A 16,162-nucleotide genomic window follows, 5' to 3' on the forward strand; every position below is an offset into this window, starting at 1 on the left:
TGCGATCGGGGGCGCATCACAGGACAGCAGCATGGAACTGGGCCATTGGCCGTCGGAGCATTCCGACGCGCTTCGCGACTATTTTCTCAAAGGTCTGTCATATGCGGAGATCGGAAGACAGATTAACGCAAGGTTTGGAACGGCTTACACGCGCAATGCAGTGGCCGGTCGTGCCAAGCGGCTCGGGCTTGCCGCGCCCGGACGGATGGCAGGTCCGTCAATCGTGCCCTCCTTGCCGGGCGACCTCGGTCCGCTCCCGCAACGTCGCGGCGCGTTGCCGGGCCTGACCCTGCCGCCGCTATCAGCGCAGAAGCCCGCCAAACCAGTCAAATTGCGTTGTGTCGGGGTCCGGCCGCGCTTGATCACGCTGCTCGAGCTCGAGCGAGGCGATTGCCACTATCCGTATGGCGGCGACAAGGAGGGAGAGGGGATCAGTTTCTGCGGTCATCCGCGTCAGCCGGGCTCGAGCTATTGCGCGCCGCATTTGCGCCTGACCCGCGGCCCCGGCACCCCGTCCGGCCAAGCCATGGGCACGGTCGTGCTGCGACTGGTCTCTGCGGCCTGACCTGCGCGGCCCAGCGTCCCTTCTCACGTCAATTCGCAAGGAGTCTCCGAGTGCCCCGTGCCAGACGCAATACGTCCTACAAATTGACCGGCCTTCACGACCGGCGATCGCGCGACCTGCCTTTCAATGCGGAACGGGCGGAGGTCGAGATCGACAATCCCTTGGCGCTCGATCTGGACGAGAAGATCATCGCCATGCGGTCGATCCGCAACGATCCGCTCGCCCGGTTGCATTCGCACCACCAGATCGATGAGGCGCAATATCGGGGTGGCCGCGCCTATCAGAATGATTGGGAAAAGGCTGAGCGGGGGCCTCAGGCCATGGATCCGACCCGGGAATATGTCGACGGCACGCGCTCTCGCGAGCTTGTGACCGAGAGCCAGCGAAAGGCTGTGCTGCGGCTGAACCGGGTCGAGCGCGAGCTTGGCACCGACGGCTCAGCCCTGGTGCATGACGTGCTGGTCCTGGGCTTGACCATGGACCAGATCGGGCAGCGCCGCGCCGTCCGCACCCAGCGCTGGAACGACTATTTCGCACGGCGGTTTCGCGAATGCCTCGATCGGCTGGCGCTGGTTTACGGTTTTGCGACGGATGCGTCGGTCCGGCGGCGCTGAATGAGGCGCCGGCGGGGTGTACCGCCGGCAGACCTTCCGCCTCTTACGGATGCGGCATGATCTGATAGGGCGTGGTGTAGGGCTCGACGCGGAGCGAGGCGTTGGCCAGCAGGCCGATCTTCGCGGTGGGCGCCTGTCGCATTTCGCCGTTCTGTCCGCGGTGCACGTTGTACTGCCAGACGGTGAGATCGCCCTTTTGGGCGAGTGCGTGCGCGACCGCACTGGCGTCGTTTCCGCCGAGCGCCTGGAGCTCATCGGGCGACAAGCCGATAATGATCTCGTCCTTGATGGTAACGACCTTGAAAAGGTTCATTTTGATCTCCTGCGCCCATGCGCCCTGTGTCGAAAGTGTGAGAAGCGCAACCGCGGCGCCCTTGATGAGATCGCAGCGAGAAAGCATGCCGTCGTCCTTTGCTGACGCGCGCCCGATCGAACAGTCCATCAGCCAGGGCGCTCGTGATCTGCGTGGCCGTTTCGCAACGCTTGGTCGCGGGATATTGAACGACGGTTCACAGCACGAGAAATATCGGGTGCTGATGAACCATGATGCGGGGTAGCGAGTCCAAGCCGAAAGATCAGGGACCATCCAATGAAATTGACCTACGCTATTTGTTTGTTCGCATCTCTCAGCCGCGTCGGTCCCGCCATGGCCACTGATCCGTTTTATGTCGGAAGTTGGACATTGACGACGGCCGTGGTGGCGCCGTGGGCTGATCCGCACCGCAAACCCGACGATGCGGAGCGCGCGCGACTGATCGGCAAGACGGTCGTTCTGAAAGCCAGGGAAATCTCTGGTCCGCGCCCCTTTGCCTGTGTGAAGCCGCAATACAAAGTGACGGACTACGGTCCCGAAATGATCTTCCAGGGAGCATTCGACGAGATGCAGCATGCTGACGCGAAGGCCGATCCGAAGGCGCTCGCCGTTTCGCTCGGCTTCACCGCGGCGCGTATCAGGACGTTGGAGACCGGGTGCGAGATCGACATTCACTTCGTGGACGATACAACCGCCGAGATAGGGCTCAACAATTACGTGTATACGCTGAGGAAGCGCTAGTCCGCGCTTGCCAGTTTCCGATCATCCGGGAAACGACTTGAAACGTTGGTCGAATTGACAGCTGCCTGGGCCGTGACCACTGATGCTGCTTCTTGACGCAGGTGGGTGACGGCGGCGGGTAGTCCTGTTATCCGGAATTGTTGTGGCGCGATGCTGGCGAAGCATCGCTGCGTATTACGGTTGAGCTTGCCGGATCGGTTGCTCCTTGCCATAGTTGCAACTTACCGGTCGGCCCAAGTCTGTTCAGATGCGTGGCCCAGCGGTGCAAGATGCTGGGATGTTGCGACCTTGATTTTGTCGTCGCCATGGCGTTGGTGACGACGTCCGGTCCTTGATCGGGCTTCCGACGTACGACCCCGAAAGGCCGAGTCCTGTGATAGGTGCGAGATGAAAAACCTCAATTTCGCGGCTGAACTGCATCTCAAACTCGGCGCCCCCGCGAATAGCACCGTCGAGAGCCTCCGCCTGCTGCGAGCCTTTCTCAAGCTGGCGCCCCGCCAGCGCTTCGAGGTCATCAAGCTAGTTGAAGACCTCGTCACCGACGAAACCCTCCCCGAACTTCCCGTGTCTTGAACTCGGCCGCGCCGAGGTTGCGCTTTGTCCAGCTTTTAGGCCCGAGGCAGACCGGCCGGCTCCCGGGAGAGCCTGGCCGCTGGATGATAGTGCGACAAATGTGATAGTCAGTCAGGATAAAGGGAGGAGAGCGACCATGATCGAACCGAAGCTCGAAGTTCCGGCAGAACTGCGCGACCTGGCCGAGAAGACGATCGACCAGGCGGAGAAGGCATTCGGAATGTTTTTCGATGCCGCCACCAAATCGATATCCTCTGTTCCCGGCACGGGTGCGGATGTGTCCAAACAGGCGCTCGCGTTCACCGAGCAGAACATGAAGGCGGCGTTCGAACATGCCCGCAAGCTGGTTCATGCAACCGATCTTCAGGAAGCGATGCGAATCCAATCCGATTTCCTGCGCAGTCAGTTTACCAATGCCGGCGATCACATGCGCCAGATGACCGGCAACTTCATGCAGTCGGGCAAGGGCAAGTCTTGATGATCTAGCCCGACAAGTAAGTCCTGGTTGGGTTCCCGCTTCTCGCGGTGCAGGTCCATAGTGGGCCATTGGATGTGCGCCATCCGCCATTCATCATGTTTCTGCTGATCCCTGTCGGTTCGCCTGACAGCAATTTGCGTTTTGAGGGCGCGGCGCGGGCTACTGCCGCAGCGATCCGATATAGGCCGCCAAGTCGGCGGCTTCGGTCCGGCTCAGGGGAAAGTTCGGCATCTTTGGATGCGGGTCGAGCAGGAAAAAGGCGAGTCTCTCCGCGCTGAAATCGGGCTTGCGCGCAACCGATGCGAAGGAAGGCACGTCGGCGCTGGCCTGGGTCTGGCCGCTCGCGACCACATGGCAGCTCGCACACCAGCGCCGGGCAAGATCAGCCCCGTGATTGGCATCAGCTGCGAAAGCAGGCGACACGCCGAGGCCAGACATTGTCGCGAGCAGAAACCAAATTTGTCTCAAGTGTTCGCGCATCTGATCACCTGCGTAAATTTCACCGCGGACCGTGTACTTAGCCGCAGCACGATCCCGGAAATTGCGAGAGGTCGATGCGGGCAATGATTGACCGCAGCAGTCTGCGGGCCGAGCGATAGAGATGCCTAACCAATCCCGGCACCCTCGCCGGGGGCAGGCCAAGGCTTTCGGTATCCAGCCTTTGAGTATAGTGCGACACGTGCCTCTCCGACGCTTGTGCTGCAGCCTTTCTATCGCGGCCGGGGGCAGTTGCGTTGATCTGCCGCAAAGCGCGGAGGCTAGTAGTCGCCGGGATTCATGATCATCGGGCTGGTCGTATCGGCCGGCGCCAGCGCGCTGCTGGCGCTGTCCCGCAGGAAGCGGTCGAGCGTCGCTTGGATCTTCTCTTTGACCGATTCGGGACCCCGATCGCTCATCTCGGTGTGCTGCGCCCCGGTATGGATGATGTCGATACCGCGCGCCTTGGCCTCTTCCGGCGTCGGCAGCACGCCGGGGTCGGTCACGAAATGCGGATCCTTGGAGCGGAACGACAGGATCTTCATGCGGTCGTTGAGGACGAAGGGCACTCTCAGGTTGTCGAGCGTAATCACCTTCGACACCAGCTCGGGATGCTGCTTGGCGACATACATAGAGACGTCGCCGCCGTTGGAATGGCCAACCAGTGTGAGGTGGTCATAGTCGGCATTCTCCTGCCGTCCCTTCAGCGTGTTCAGCACGAAGAGGATGTTGGCCTCGCAGCGCATATAGACCTCGCGGCGGCCGACATATTGCTGGCCGACATGCGTCATCAGGGGCGGGTCGCTCGGCAGATCCTGCTGGATGCTGGCGACCAGATAGCCGCGGGCCGCAAGGACGTTGGCAAGGAACGAATACTCGGTCGCCTTGACGGTGTTGCCGTTGCTGATAACGGCGACCGGCAGCTTCCAAAGGCCGAGATTGGCCTTGTTCTCGTAGTCGCGCCGCACGGCGATTTCGACCGAGATAGGCCTATGGCGCGAAGCATCGAACAGGGACAGCGTCTCGTGCCGGATCGCAAATTTGCTGACGACGATGTATTGGCCCACTGCAAGGATGCAGAGGAAGGCAAGAATTGCGAACACCCTCTTCATGGTTCCGTCTCAATCACTTTTGACTGAACATGGCTATTGAAAACCGCCGGATCGAGCGATCGTGAGCACGTTACCGGATTAAATTTAGGCAAGTCTCTTGGGGGCAAGTCTCTTGGGGACGGCCCCAATGGGCTCGTTCCAGGCGACGACTGCGCGACTAGAGACAGCCGTTCCTGCCGCGTTCAGGGCAAAGCCTGAAGGCGCTCGACAGGGTGAAGAGGAAACGCGGGCTGCGGCGCTCATTATCCGGCGCCCGGTAGCTCAAGGGCACGGCTACGCCGAAATCTACTTGGAGATCCTGGGGCAGGAAAAACCGCACGCCGGCACCGGCGGACGTCAGGGCCAGGCCCTCGCTCAGCCGGTAGCCGTCGTTCCAGACCGCGCCGGCGTCTCCGAAGGCGTAGAGCTGGTAGCCGCTCCAGTAGCGGAAATTGAGCTTTTGGTCGAATCGCAGTTCGAGCGAGCCGGCAAGGCCGTTGTCCCCGCTGATCTCTGCCGCACCATAGCCGCGGCCGAAGGCGGCGCCGCCGAGATAGAATTGCTGCGAAGTGAACAGCGGACGTGACGCGGTCTGGCTCGCCGCAGCCAGCTTGAGCGACCATGCGTCGTTGAGGGTCTGGTAGCGTGTGAACCAGAAGTTCAGTACCGAGAAGTTCGAGGCCGCACCATCACGCGACAACAGATCGTCCTCGAAATGCGAGGCGCCGAAAACGTCGAGGCCCTGGCGAAAGGTCATCGTCGCGTAGTTGATGCCGCCGAAGCCGTCCTGGAGCCGGTAATCGGCAGTCAGACTCGCAGTCCTGATGTGATCGTTGTACCAGGGGCCGTAAACATCGTGCTCCGAGACGTTGCTGAAGGTCGTCGCCGCAGTCAGGACCAGCGAGGAAGACTGCGACTGTAGAGGGACGATGCTGGCGCGCAGCTCGAACGCCTCGGTCGTAGTGATGTCGCTGGCGAGGCGACGCGCATCGCCGGGCCGGACCGCGCTGTAGAGGACGGATGCACCAAGGCGCACGCCATCGACTCCGACCGGCGTGTCATAGGACAACCGTCCGAAGCCGAGCTCGCGCGGGTCGTTGGCAATCGTCGACAGGTTGACGGCTAGCGTGTCGCCGGGGGCGAGGTAGGAGTTGAACGCGCCGGTCGCATAGCTCTGCCAGGGACCGACCGATGACGAGCCGAGATTGTCCAGGCCGAACGAGGTAAAGACGTGCCACGTTTTGAGATAGACTGTCAGGCGGAAGCGACCGGTCGTACCGCCGATTTCCTCCAGCGCAGTATCGGTGATCCGAACACCCGGCCTGCCGTTGATGAGGAACAGCTGGCGCTCGACTGTTGCGAGGCGCGACGGCCGTTCGGCCAGCACCGGCCCGAGCATCGGCCTCACGCCGAACTGCTCAGCGTCGTCGCCTTTCAGGTTGGCCTCAACGATGGTGCCTTCAATCACCTGGATCCGGACCCGGCCGTCGGCAATGTCCTGAGCAGGCACGATCGCGCGGCTCAGATGAAAGCCCTGCGCGCGGTAGAGATCGCTGATCGCACCGGCGATCGCGGCCAGGTCGGCTTGCGAGACCTGCTTGCCGAGATAGGGCTGGTAAGTGGTGGCGATGCTATCGTGCGGGATGGCGTGGGCGCCGCCGACGGTGATGCTGCGCAGCACAAACTGTGGTCTGGTATCGCCGCCGGTTTTGGGTTGGCCGACCGACGGCAGCTTCACTGCGGGGCGGCTTAAGGATTCCTGCTCGGTTTGGTTTTCGAAGTATTTCTCGGGTTGGCGAGGATCGAAGCCCGGCTGGTGAGCCTGTTGCGCCACCGCTTGTGAGGTTCCGGCAAATATCGGCGCAAGTAGCATCAGTGCGGCAACCAGATACCGTCCGGCCGCGCCGCGCGCGGGGTGTTCTCCGTAGTTCGACGGGGAAAGCTCCAGGTGCCGGTCACGATTTGGTAGCCGCATGATTTTTCATAGTTTTTTATGGTCAATGATCGGTTAACGCGCCCGCGGGACTCCCCGGTTGCTGCTAAGCCAATCTTGAATGATTTCGGATACGCATCAGGCTCGCAGTAACTCAGGCTGGGGTCCGTCATGATTGTCCGAATTGGAATGCAGTGCGCCTTGCTGGCAGCGCTGATCCTGGGAATGGCGGCCGGCGCATCCGCTGCGGATGACGGCGTCTGGTCGGTCAGCAAGTCGTCGGGCGAGGTCTGGCTCGCCACCAGCGGCGCCCAACAGGTGTCCTTGAACCAGGAAGAGAGTCTCAAGCCGGGCGATACCATTCGCACCGGGCGCAACGGGCGCGTACTGCTCGTTCGTGGCGAAGAGACTATTTTGATCTCTCCCAACTCGGTCGTCGGCTTGCCGGCCGAGAAGAAGGAGGGACTTTCCACCACCATCATCCAGCGGGCCGGCTCGATCCTGCTCGAGGTCGAAAAGCGCAACGTCAAGCATTTCGAGGTCGAGACGCCCTATCTCGCCGCCGTCGTCAAGGGAACGCATTTCAGCGTCACGGTGGGTGCAGGAAGCACCAAAGTCGGCGTGCTGCGCGGCCAAGTTGAAGTCTCCGATTTCAGAACCGGCCAGGTCGCTCAGGTCATGCCGGGACAGGTGGCCACCGCTTTCGAGCACGGCGCGCCGGGTCTCCGTCTGAATGGCAGAGGTACGCTCAATCCTATCGAGCAAGGCAAGCCGCGCGCCTCGACGATCGAGCGCGTCCCCGTGCCGAAGTCGGGTCTATCGGCGCCGCGCAACGCGGCGGACGGTCATACCATTCATGCGCTTGGTCTGATCGACAAGGGCACTAAGACAGCCGGCACGCCGACCCCATTGCGTCAGGCCGTTGGAGCTCATGCGCCCAAGGCCGGCGTGGTGCGCATCTCGAACTCGCTTGGCGAGGTCAAGCTGAACTTCCACAAGGTCACGCATGGGCTTGCCCATGAGGCCATCGCGCCGGGGCGGGTGCGTAATGCGAACGCCAGCACCGACACGGTGTGGGGCGACGGCAAGTCGGGGGCGACGACCGCGAGCAACAGCTCGGCCGTCACGGCGATGACAGAGAGTAGCAGTAACGCCGCAGCGAGCTCCACGTCGACGCCATCCAATCCCTCGGGGGCGGTCGCCGCCGCCGGCTCCTCCAGGGATGCGCCGAGCGGAAACAACGGCAACAGAGGAAATGGCGGCAACAGCGGTAACACCGCCAATAACGGCAATGGTAACGGCAACGGAAACAGCGGTGCCACCGGCAATGGCAGCGGCAATGGCAATAGCGGAAACGCTGGCAATGGCGCTAACAACGGCAACCATTTCGGTTGGAATAGGCATCACTAATTTCGGCTGTCATCGTGAGGGGGCACTTGGCGGCGAGCGTCGCCGGTGCAGGGGAGCAAGGTGAAACGCTATCGGCCGCATATCCTGGTCGTGATCGCGCTGGCGGTCGTGCTGTCTACGGGATGGCACAGCTCGCTTCGCAACGCGCTCACGGATCTACGCTTTGCATGGCAATCGCGTATCGCCAGCGGCGACGTCGTCGTGGTGGCGATCGACACGCCCTCGATCGATCAGGTTGGCGTCTGGCCCTGGCCGCGTCGCCTGCATGCCGACCTCCTGCACAGGCTTGAGGCCGCTGGCGCTCAGGACGTAGCTTTCGACATCGACTTTAGCACGCCATCGGATACGGCCTCCGACGAGGCCTTCCTCACCGCGCTCCGAGAAGCCGGAGGCTCGACGATCCTGCCGTCCTTCAAGCAGCCGACGCCAAACGGCGGCGCGACGCATATCAACCGTCCCCTCAAGCCCCTCAGCAACCAATCGTGGCCGGCCGTCGTCAATGTCGCGATCGAACCGGATGGGCTCGTTCGCCGCTACCCGGTCGGCGAGAAGCTCGGTGATGTCCAAATGCCCTCGATGGCCATCGTGCTTGCCGGGCAGGACGTCAATCGACGACCGCCTTTCCTGATCGACTTCAGTATTCAATCGACATCCATTCCCAGCGTTTCGTATGTCGACGTGCTGCGGGGGGACGCCGCGGCGCTCGAGAAGATAAGAGGCAAGAAGGTCATCGTCGGTGCCACCGCACTCGAACTTGGCGACCGTTTCAGTGTCCCAAATGGCCGTATCGTCGCGGGGCCGGTCCTGCAGGCCCTGGCGGCCGAATCGGTGCTGCAGAACCGCATGCTGCACTGGACGTCGGATGTCGGCATGATCGCTGGCCTCGGCCTCATCTGCCTCTTGATGATGTATTCATGGCGCCGTGTCGCTCCGGGGGTCCGCGTCGCGATCCTGATTGCAGCTGGAGCAGCCATCGAGCTGACGGCGGTTCTCGTGCAGCAGCATTGGCCGTTCGTGATTGACACGTCGCTGTTCCACATCGCGATCGTCGCCTATCTGACGGCCATCGCGCTGGATGAGATCGATTTCCGCAGCCTGCTCGGACGCATCGCCGAAAGCCGCTTTCATCGCATCGCGATGTCGCTCGGCGATGGTCTGGTCTGCACCGACGAGGAGCACCGGATCACGGTCTGGAATCCCGGCGCGAGCGCGATCTTCGGCTATATGCCGACCGAGATGATCGGGCGCCCGTTCGAGACACTTTGTGCGAGTCCTGCGGAAGCGGGCACAAAGACCTTCGCCATTCGAGACGCTGCGCGCCAGGCCCTGCTGGTCCCCGGTGGTGCTGTGGTGGTCGAGTTCGAGGGCCGGCGGAAGACTGGCGAGACCTTCCCGGTCGAAGCAAGCTTCTCGGGTTGGCAGGGAACGGATGGGTTCCAATACGGCGCGATCTTGCGCGACATTTCCGTGCGCAAGCGCGAAGCCGAACGCGTCAGATATCTCGCCGAGTATGATGCGCTGACGGGGCTTGCCAACCGCAACACGCTGCAGGCGGCCCTCGTCGGTCTGATCGCTGCAGCGGAACGGCGATCTTCCAAGGTCGTGTTGCTCGTATTCGGGCTCGACGGATTTCAGCAGATCAACGACATGCTTGGACACTCGGCCGGCGACCTCGTGCTGCGGGCCGTGGCTGAGCGGCTGCGGGCCGAATCCGACAGCAAGGCGATCATTGCGAGGCTCAGCGGTGACGAGTTTGCGATTGCGCTGGATTGCGCAAGCGAGCCGATTGGCGCGTTCGCCGAACGGATCGCGCGTGCCTTCGAGGCGCCGCTCGCAACGGGTACGCGCCAACATCGCGTGAGGATCAGCATGGGTGTTGCCGTCTACCCGGACGGTGGACAGAACGCCGACGATCTCCTGAGCAATGGCCATCTTGCGTTGACCAAGGCAAAGCTGACGCGACGCGGCAGTCACGTGATTTTCGAGAGCGCGATCAGGCAGGAGCTGGAAAGCCGGCTGACGCTGGAAAGCGAGCTGGCGCTTGCCGCCGATCGTGGTGAGTTCGAGCTGTTCTACCAGCCTCAGGTTCGCTTGATCGATGGCAGTCTGGTCGGAGCCGAAGCGCTGATCCGCTGGCGGCATCCGGTGCGTGGCTACGTCTCGCCCGGAGAGTTCATGCCGGTCGTCAATACCTCGGCGTTGTCCGAGCGGATCGCGAGCTGGGTGATGGAAACCGCCGCCCGCCAGGCACGCGCGTGGGAATTGTCGGGCAACGCCGTGCGCGTTGCAATCAACCTGTCGCCGTCGCAGCTCCAATCGGGTGATCTTGCGCATTCCGTGGCGGAGTTGCTGAAGGCGACAGGGTTAGCTCCTTCGCTGCTCGAGATCGAGGTCACCGAAGATATCCTGTTGCACGACGAGGCTCGGGTGCTCGACATTTTCAAGCGCATCCAGCAGCTCGGGGTCCGCATCCTGTTCGACGATTTCGGAACGGGCTATGCGAGCCTGAGCTATCTGAAGAAGTTTCCGCTCGACGGGCTCAAGATCGACCGCTCGTTCGTGCTAGGTCTGCTCGCCAATTCCGACGATGCCGCGATCGTCGGCTCGACCATCGGCCTGAGCAAACAGCTTGGTCTGACCGTCGTTGCCGAAGGCATCGAGAACCGCGCTACGGCCGACTTCCTGGTCAGCATGGGATGCGAGGAAGGGCAGGGCTATTTCTTCGGCCGTCCAATGCCTGCCGAAGCCTTCGAGAAACAATTTTGGCCGGCTGAGATCGAAGCCGTCAGCGCTGCGTGACCTGCTCGGAAAGCAGTTTCACGGTCGCACCCCCGTCATCACAGGCTCCCGTCACATGTGAAGGGCCGCAATGTTGCGGCCCTTCTTGCTCGGTTAGGCATCTGCTTTCGAAAGGATCAATCGATCTCTTCGATGACCCGGCGGTCTTGCGGCTCGACGATGTAGGTGTGGCTGTCCCGGTTGATGTACCGGTACTCGCGAAGGGTCGGAGCATCCCGATACACTTCCTCCGGAAAGGCCTCGATCTCCACGCCATCAGGCACGCGCTCGCCGGTCCGGATCTCGGTACGGACTGTGCTGCCCGTCGTCCGCCGCTCATGCTCGACCGGGCGGGCCTTCGCGTGCTTGCGGATCACCTCGCGGTCGCGATCGCTGAACGTCGTCTTGCGCCTCTCGGTAGGTGCCGGCGCCGACGCAGTGGAGCGGCCGGAGTACGGCAGGACGGCCACGATCTTCTCGCTGGACGGCTCAACGATCACGATCTCGTCCTTGACCAGGACGAAATTGTAGCCCCGATATTGCGGCACGATCTCGACAACATCGGCCGGCAAGGGCTGCAGGCGGACATCGCGCGGCACGATTGTGCCGACCGACAGCGAGAAGTTCACGTTGGTCAGCGGTTGCACGTTCAAGTGCGAAATCGACGAACTGATGCGGGTCCGCTGCTGATCGTTGATGTTCACTGACGCGTTCACGTTGGTGTTGGACGAACGATCGGCCGTGGTCTGCTGATTGTTCGGCTGCTGGGCCGTATTGGTCGAGCCGCTAGCCGCCGGTGACTGCGCCTGGTTGCTGCCCGACGCCGGTGGGTTGGCGTTCTGCGTCTGGGTGCTCGATGGTGTGGGGGAGCTTGTCTGCGCCTGGTTCGAAGGCGTGGCGGTCTGGTTGGCGGGCGGATTGGTCTGTGCCTGGTTGGTCGACGTGGCCGACCCCGGCGCCTGCGTGGTGTTGGTGGTGGTGTTTGGGCTCGATGACTGACCTGCGGCAGTCTGACCGGTCGAGGACGGAGACTGTGTCTGGGCCGAATTGGTCGAAGGACTGGTTTGGGCAGATCCTGAAGCCGAGTTGGATGATGGGGCCGACGTCGAAGACGATGGGGGCGTCGTCGATGTGGAGTCCTGTGGATGCTGCGTCGCCGATTGGGTGGAGCTGGATGTGCTCGGAGACGATTGTGCGAACGCCGACGTTGCGATTGCGAGGGCAGCGGTCGTAGCCAGGAATAGACGCTTGTTCATCTGGAACCTCCTAATGTGTATGTTGATCAACCCTTGGTGCGCCGCGCGGTTCCGGACCGGGAAGTTTTGGCAACAGCACGCCTTGCTGCTGGCGCGATATGGCGTGCAGCCAGGATTGGGCGGAACTCAGGGCAAAGTCCGCCCTAACGAGATTCACGCGCCAGCGGCCAGCTCGCGATATTGGCGTTCGTACTCACTCGCCATCCGGCTCGCGGCGAACCGCTGCTCGAAACGGGCGCGGACTCCTCTTCGATCAAGTCGACCAACTTCGTCGACCGCTGCAATTGCCCGTTCCTCGCTGTCCACGATAAAGCCCGTGACCCCGTCTTCCACGACTTCCGGCACCGATCCCGAACGATAGGCGATCACGGGCGTGCCGCACGCCATCGCTTCGATCATGACCAGGCCGAAGGGCTCCGGCCAGTCGATTGGAAACAGCAAGGCGGCAGCACCGGCGAGGAACGGCTGCTTGCGGATTTCGTCCACCTCCCCGACAAGCTCGATGTTCTCGCCATCGATCTCGGGCTCGAGTTTCTTCGTGAAGTAGGTTGTCTCGGCGCGAGGTATCTTGGCGGCAATGCGCAGCGGCATTCGGGCGGCGCGCGCGATCCGTATGGCATCTTCCGGCCCCTTCTCCGCGGTGAGCCGTCCGAGAAAGGCGAGGTACGAGCCCTTTTCGTAGCGAGGCCGGAATAGATCCCGGGGCAGGCCGTGCGGAATCGTCGCGAGCCAGTTCGCGTTCGGCAGCGCACGGCGCTGATTGTCGGAGATGGAGACGAATGGGGCTGTCGGAAAACGCGCGACCACATCGGAGAGGCCCGGAAGGTCGAGCCGGCCGTGCATTGTCGTCAGAAACGGCACCCCGGTTCGGCTCAGCACGGGCAGGGGCAGCCAGTCCACATGGGAGTGGATCACGTCGAAGTCGCGCGCACGCTCCGCGATGGCCTCGATCAGCAGCGCGCAGGCCGCGCTCGGATCGACGCCCTTGCGTCCCAGGCGCAGAGCCCGCGGCCACACCGCGTGCAGCTTTCCCGCCGTATTTGAATCGCCACTCGCGAACAGGGTGACGTCGTGGCCACGCGCGACCAGTTCGTCCACCAGCCAGGCGATCACCCGTTCCGTGCCGCCGTAAAGCCTGGGAGGAACGCTCTCGGCCAACGGTGCAAGCTGGGCGATCCGCATCGATTTAGGCCCCAAATACGATCCGCAAGCCAATCACGATGATCGCGGAGATCACGAAGGAAATCGCGAGCAACGTCCAACTCGGCCTTGTGCTTCCGCGGGCTACGCGCGCGACGAGCATTTTCATGCCCGTCAACATTCGTCTTCGGGAAGCTGGTGCAGATAGGCTATCCCGAAGCTGGCGAGTTCTTCGGTGTCGCTCTCGCGCTCTTCCCCTCTTCTGTGCAGGTGGCGCTCAAGCAGACAGCGCCTGTTGTCGTGAGCGTCGACATCGGGATGCTGGGCCCGATACACCGTCCATGCCGTTTCCGCAGCGTTCTTCAAGACGGTTTCATCGACCATGCTTCACTCTCCGGAGGCGGCTCGTTCGCTGCCAACTCAAGGCACTTCGGAAAGTTTCCGGTTTTTCCCGTTCTTTAGACGAAGAGAGGAAGCAGGCCGGTAGCAGCAACCATTGCCTATTTTTCCCGTTGTCGACGGGGCGCGAGCAATGTGGATGTGAAAGGAAATCTCGATGAATAAGATCGCAATGTCGGCCCTGATGGCCGGCGCACTTGGTCTGAGTTCAATAGCGGCGACGTCTCCCGCCCAAGCTCAGTGGCGAGACTGGGGCCCGGGGATCGCCGGCGGCCTTGTTGCCGGTGCGGTGATCGGCGGGCTTGCCTCCTCGGCCTATGGCTGGGGGCCAGGCTACGGCTACTACGGCTACGGTCCAGGCTATTACGGGGCCGGCTACTATGGCGGGCCCTACGCTTACGATTACGACTATGATGCCCCGTACCGCTGGGGCAGCGGATACGCCACGACCACCTACTACACGCGGCCCGTGACATATGGCTATCGCTATCGCCACGTCGTGCGTCCCGCCTACGCTTATTACCGCGGGTCCTATCCCGTGGTGCGACACCGTTGGCATCATCACCATTGGTGAGCGCTACTTCTGAGCACGACGCTCCTTCCGATCACGATATGGGCCGCGCCCGGGATCGCGCGGCCTTTCTCGATCAGGACGTCATTTGCATCGGCGATGCGTAACGACGAGCCAGTCTCCAGCGGACCGCCCGCAGCCAGCACACCTTCAATAAGGGCAGGGTTGGCAACAAGAGCAGGACTTGGCGCTAATTCTTCGACGCTCTAGCGCCGACGCGCGACCGCGACGCCGAAGAGGAAAGCCACAAACAGGCTGGCCAGGGGCGCTTCGCGTGTGATGGCCGCCACCGTCGCGAGTGGCCGTCCAGGCTTTCGCGCTTCATCGATCGCATTAGTAAGCCGATCGACGGCGGCATGCAGACCTCCCGTCACCTCGCCGATGGTGCGGGACACGTCGGCCGCCGCGTCGATGGCGCGCTCGGCCATACCGGGCTGGGATGTGGACCGGGGGATGTCCGTGCTCAAGCGCCATCTCCAAATTGACGAAACAAACGAGGTCGGCACCTTTGGCTATCCGCGCGTGCGCTTGTTCTGAACAGCGGGCCCGTGGGCCTTTGGCTATCCGCGACAGGCGCCGTCTTGAACGGCGGGTGCCGACCGTGCAGTGAAAATGCGGCGGGCAGGAATTCGTTCCAGCCCCCCGGGAAACGACGGGTGCGAATCTCTGTTACGCTGGATGCAGCCTTTGCGGACCTTAGGAGATTGCCGTGACCGATCGAACCATTGCGGATCGAGCCCGGCGCATCGCGCTGCTGGGCGCCCCCATCGACATGGGTGCTTCGCAGCGCGGTACCTTGATGGGCCCTGCGGCGCTGCGGACGGCCGGGCTTGCAACGCTGCTGGAAAGCCTGGATTTCGAAGTGGTCGATTACGGCGACCTGTCGGTTGCCGAAGTCGGCGATCTCCGCGACAAGCCGCCGGAGAAGGCCAACCACTACCGCGAAATCCAGCGCTGGACGCGCGTGCTCAGTCGTCGCGGCTATGAGATCGCGCAAACCGGTGCTCTGCCGATCTTCCTTGGCGGCGATCACACTCTGTCCATGGGTTCGGTCAATGCGATGGCGCGACACTGGCAGGAGCGCGGACGCGAACTGTTCGTGCTCTGGCTCGATGCCCATGCCGACTACAACACGCCGGAGACGACGATCACGGCCAATATGCACGGCATGTCGGCGGCATTTCTGTGCGGCGAGGCCGGCCTTGACGGGCTGCTGGGCGATGATCGGCGGGTCTCGATTGATCCGAACAGGCTGGACCTGTTCGGCGCGCGTTCGATCGACAAGCTCGAGAAGGAGCTGATGCGTGCGCGCCGGATCAGGGTCGTCGACATGCGCCAGATCGACGAGTTCGGCGTCGCGGTTCTGATCCGGCGTGTCATCGAGCGCGTCAAGGCGAACAACGGCGTGCTGCATGTCAGCTTCGATGTCGATTTTCTCGATCCTTGCGTCGCGCCTGGCGTTGGCACCACCGTGCCGGGAGGGGCGACCTATCGTGAGGCGCATCTGATCATGGAGCTGCTGCACGATTCCGGCGTGGTGGGATCCGTCGACATCGTCGAGCTCAATCCGTTCCTGGATGCGCGTGGCCGCACCGCGCGCACCGCCGTAGAACTGATCGGCAGCCTGTTCGGTCAGCAGATCACCGATCGACCCACTCCCAGCAATGCGATCGCGCCGGGAGAATGACGCCGCGTTTGTGCGTCGCGAAAAATGGAACTGCTCTTGCAGCCGGTGGACTTAGGTCAGTTCTGATCAAAATGGCCTGTTTTTGAAATGCGCGAGAATTGCATATTTGCGTCGTAGAAGCTTTCATGCGGGCCAA

Annotated in this window: 19 protein-coding genes; 11 read left to right on the forward strand and 8 right to left on the reverse strand. The window is 62.4% G+C overall.

The features are described 5' to 3' along the window. Positions 1–31: 31 nt before the first annotated feature. Both X265_RS11720 and X265_RS11725 read left to right on the forward strand, forming a co-directional pair. Positions 32–565, forward strand: coding sequence for a GcrA family cell cycle regulator (locus tag X265_RS11720; RefSeq protein ID WP_128964962.1), 534 nt, complete (start codon positions 32–34; stop codon positions 563–565). 50 nt (positions 566–615) lie between these two features. Then, the gene (locus X265_RS11725; RefSeq protein ID WP_128964963.1) at positions 616–1,179 is read left to right on the forward strand and encodes a hypothetical protein; all 564 of its coding nucleotides are present in this window, start codon (positions 616–618) and stop codon (positions 1,177–1,179) included. 43 nt (positions 1,180–1,222) lie between these two features. On the opposite strand, the gene X265_RS11730 is transcribed toward X265_RS11725, so the two are convergent. Beyond that, positions 1,223–1,579: a hypothetical protein gene (locus X265_RS11730; RefSeq protein WP_128964964.1), complete on the reverse strand. Its 357-nt coding sequence runs from the start codon at positions 1,577–1,579 to the stop codon at positions 1,223–1,225. Between X265_RS11730 and X265_RS40415 the strand changes: the two genes are divergently transcribed. The 4 genes from X265_RS40415 (at position 1,578) to X265_RS11745 (ending at position 3,284) form a co-directional block, all read left to right on the forward strand. After that, a complete protein-coding gene (locus X265_RS40415) occupies positions 1,578–1,736 on the forward strand; it encodes a hypothetical protein (protein ID WP_164938529.1) in 159 nt (52 codons plus the stop codon). The genes X265_RS11730 and X265_RS40415 overlap by 2 nt on opposite strands. A gap of 32 nt (positions 1,737–1,768) precedes the next feature. Further along, positions 1,769–2,233 (forward strand): hypothetical protein, encoded by a 465-nt coding sequence (locus tag X265_RS11735; RefSeq protein WP_244659491.1) that lies wholly within the window; start codon positions 1,769–1,771, stop codon positions 2,231–2,233. Positions 2,234–2,620: 387 nt separating this feature from the next. Beyond that, positions 2,621–2,806, forward strand: a complete 186-nt coding sequence (locus X265_RS11740) for a hypothetical protein (RefSeq protein ID WP_128964965.1) — start codon at positions 2,621–2,623, stop codon at positions 2,804–2,806. Positions 2,807–2,942: 136 nt separating this feature from the next. Then, positions 2,943–3,284 (forward strand): phasin, encoded by a 342-nt coding sequence (locus X265_RS11745; protein WP_128964966.1) that lies wholly within the window; start codon positions 2,943–2,945, stop codon positions 3,282–3,284. A 159-nt stretch (positions 3,285–3,443) separates the two neighbouring features. Here the strand turns inward: X265_RS11745 and X265_RS11750 are convergent, their stop codons facing one another. From X265_RS11750 to X265_RS11760, 3 genes are all read right to left on the reverse strand, one after another. Next, entirely contained in the window at positions 3,444–3,764 is a 321-nt protein-coding gene (locus X265_RS11750) for a c-type cytochrome (protein WP_128969223.1), read from the reverse strand. A 278-nt stretch (positions 3,765–4,042) separates the two neighbouring features. Next, the gene (locus X265_RS11755) at positions 4,043–4,873 is read right to left on the reverse strand and encodes an alpha/beta hydrolase (protein ID WP_128964967.1); all 831 of its coding nucleotides are present in this window, start codon (positions 4,871–4,873) and stop codon (positions 4,043–4,045) included. 157 nt (positions 4,874–5,030) lie between these two features. Further along, a complete protein-coding gene (locus tag X265_RS11760; protein ID WP_128964968.1) occupies positions 5,031–6,827 on the reverse strand; it encodes a ShlB/FhaC/HecB family hemolysin secretion/activation protein in 1,797 nt (598 codons plus the stop codon). A gap of 129 nt (positions 6,828–6,956) precedes the next feature. On the opposite strand from X265_RS11760, the gene X265_RS11765 reads away from it, so the two are divergent. Further along, positions 6,957–8,195: a FecR family protein gene (locus X265_RS11765; RefSeq protein ID WP_128964969.1), complete on the forward strand. Its 1,239-nt coding sequence runs from the start codon at positions 6,957–6,959 to the stop codon at positions 8,193–8,195. Between the two features lie 60 nt (positions 8,196–8,255). After that, positions 8,256–10,994: an EAL domain-containing protein gene (locus X265_RS11770; RefSeq protein ID WP_164938530.1), complete on the forward strand. Its 2,739-nt coding sequence runs from the start codon at positions 8,256–8,258 to the stop codon at positions 10,992–10,994. Positions 10,995–11,110: 116 nt separating this feature from the next. Here X265_RS11770 and X265_RS42060 read toward each other — a convergent pair whose 3' ends face one another. Next, complete coding sequence (locus X265_RS42060; protein ID WP_347339914.1) at positions 11,111–11,620, reverse strand: DUF1236 domain-containing protein; 510 nt, start codon at positions 11,618–11,620, stop codon at positions 11,111–11,113. 163 nt (positions 11,621–11,783) lie between these two features. On the opposite strand from X265_RS42060, the gene X265_RS42065 reads away from it, so the two are divergent. Then, positions 11,784–11,972 carry a hypothetical protein gene (locus tag X265_RS42065; protein ID WP_308421737.1) on the forward strand — a complete coding sequence of 63 codons (189 nt, stop codon included), beginning with the start codon at positions 11,784–11,786 and terminating at the stop codon, positions 11,970–11,972. A gap of 410 nt (positions 11,973–12,382) precedes the next feature. On the opposite strand, the gene X265_RS11780 is transcribed toward X265_RS42065, so the two are convergent. Next, positions 12,383–13,411, reverse strand: coding sequence for a glycosyltransferase family 4 protein (locus X265_RS11780; protein ID WP_128964972.1), 1,029 nt, complete (start codon positions 13,409–13,411; stop codon positions 12,383–12,385). Positions 13,412–13,543: 132 nt separating this feature from the next. Then, positions 13,544–13,753 (reverse strand): hypothetical protein, encoded by a 210-nt coding sequence (locus X265_RS11785; protein ID WP_128964973.1) that lies wholly within the window; start codon positions 13,751–13,753, stop codon positions 13,544–13,546. Between the two features lie 172 nt (positions 13,754–13,925). Between X265_RS11785 and X265_RS11790 the strand changes: the two genes are divergently transcribed. Then, positions 13,926–14,342 (forward strand): hypothetical protein, encoded by a 417-nt coding sequence (locus X265_RS11790; protein WP_164938531.1) that lies wholly within the window; start codon positions 13,926–13,928, stop codon positions 14,340–14,342. 203 nt (positions 14,343–14,545) lie between these two features. Here the strand turns inward: X265_RS11790 and X265_RS11795 are convergent, their stop codons facing one another. Then, positions 14,546–14,806, reverse strand: coding sequence for a hypothetical protein (locus X265_RS11795; RefSeq protein WP_128964974.1), 261 nt, complete (start codon positions 14,804–14,806; stop codon positions 14,546–14,548). Between the two features lie 242 nt (positions 14,807–15,048). Here X265_RS11795 and rocF point away from each other — a divergent pair, with 242 nt between their 5' ends. Beyond that, positions 15,049–16,026 (forward strand): arginase, encoded by a 978-nt coding sequence (gene rocF, locus X265_RS11800; RefSeq protein ID WP_128964975.1) that lies wholly within the window; start codon positions 15,049–15,051, stop codon positions 16,024–16,026. The last annotated feature ends 136 nt before the right edge of the window (positions 16,027–16,162 follow it).

This window comes from Bradyrhizobium guangdongense (assembly GCF_004114975.1).
In the GTDB taxonomy this organism is placed as follows: Bacteria; Pseudomonadota; Alphaproteobacteria; order Rhizobiales; family Xanthobacteraceae; genus Bradyrhizobium; species Bradyrhizobium guangdongense.

Bases quoted from the DNA above. Each gene is read 5' to 3' on its own strand.
- X265_RS11745 (WP_128964966.1), top strand. From the start codon at position 2,943: ATGATCGAACCGAAGCTCGAAGTTCCGGCAGAACTGCGCGACCTGGCC.
- X265_RS11720 (WP_128964962.1), top strand. From the start codon at position 32: ATGGAACTGGGCCATTGGCCGTCGGAGCATTCCGACGCGCTTCGCGAC.
- X265_RS11765 (WP_128964969.1), top strand. From the start codon at position 6,957: ATGATTGTCCGAATTGGAATGCAGTGCGCCTTGCTGGCAGCGCTGATC.
- X265_RS11735 (WP_244659491.1), top strand. From the start codon at position 1,769: ATGAAATTGACCTACGCTATTTGTTTGTTCGCATCTCTCAGCCGCGTC.
- X265_RS11785 (WP_128964973.1), bottom strand. From the start codon at position 13,753: ATGGTCGATGAAACCGTCTTGAAGAACGCTGCGGAAACGGCATGGACG.
- X265_RS40415 (WP_164938529.1), top strand. From the start codon at position 1,578: ATGCCGTCGTCCTTTGCTGACGCGCGCCCGATCGAACAGTCCATCAGC.
- X265_RS11760 (WP_128964968.1), bottom strand. From the start codon at position 6,827: ATGCGGCTACCAAATCGTGACCGGCACCTGGAGCTTTCCCCGTCGAAC.
- X265_RS11730 (WP_128964964.1), bottom strand. From the start codon at position 1,579: ATGCTTTCTCGCTGCGATCTCATCAAGGGCGCCGCGGTTGCGCTTCTC.
- X265_RS11780 (WP_128964972.1), bottom strand. From the start codon at position 13,411: ATGCGGATCGCCCAGCTTGCACCGTTGGCCGAGAGCGTTCCTCCCAGG.
- X265_RS11755 (WP_128964967.1), bottom strand. From the start codon at position 4,873: ATGAAGAGGGTGTTCGCAATTCTTGCCTTCCTCTGCATCCTTGCAGTG.
- X265_RS11750 (WP_128969223.1), bottom strand. From the start codon at position 3,764: ATGCGCGAACACTTGAGACAAATTTGGTTTCTGCTCGCGACAATGTCT.
- X265_RS11740 (WP_128964965.1), top strand. From the start codon at position 2,621: ATGAAAAACCTCAATTTCGCGGCTGAACTGCATCTCAAACTCGGCGCC.
- X265_RS11790 (WP_164938531.1), top strand. From the start codon at position 13,926: ATGAATAAGATCGCAATGTCGGCCCTGATGGCCGGCGCACTTGGTCTG.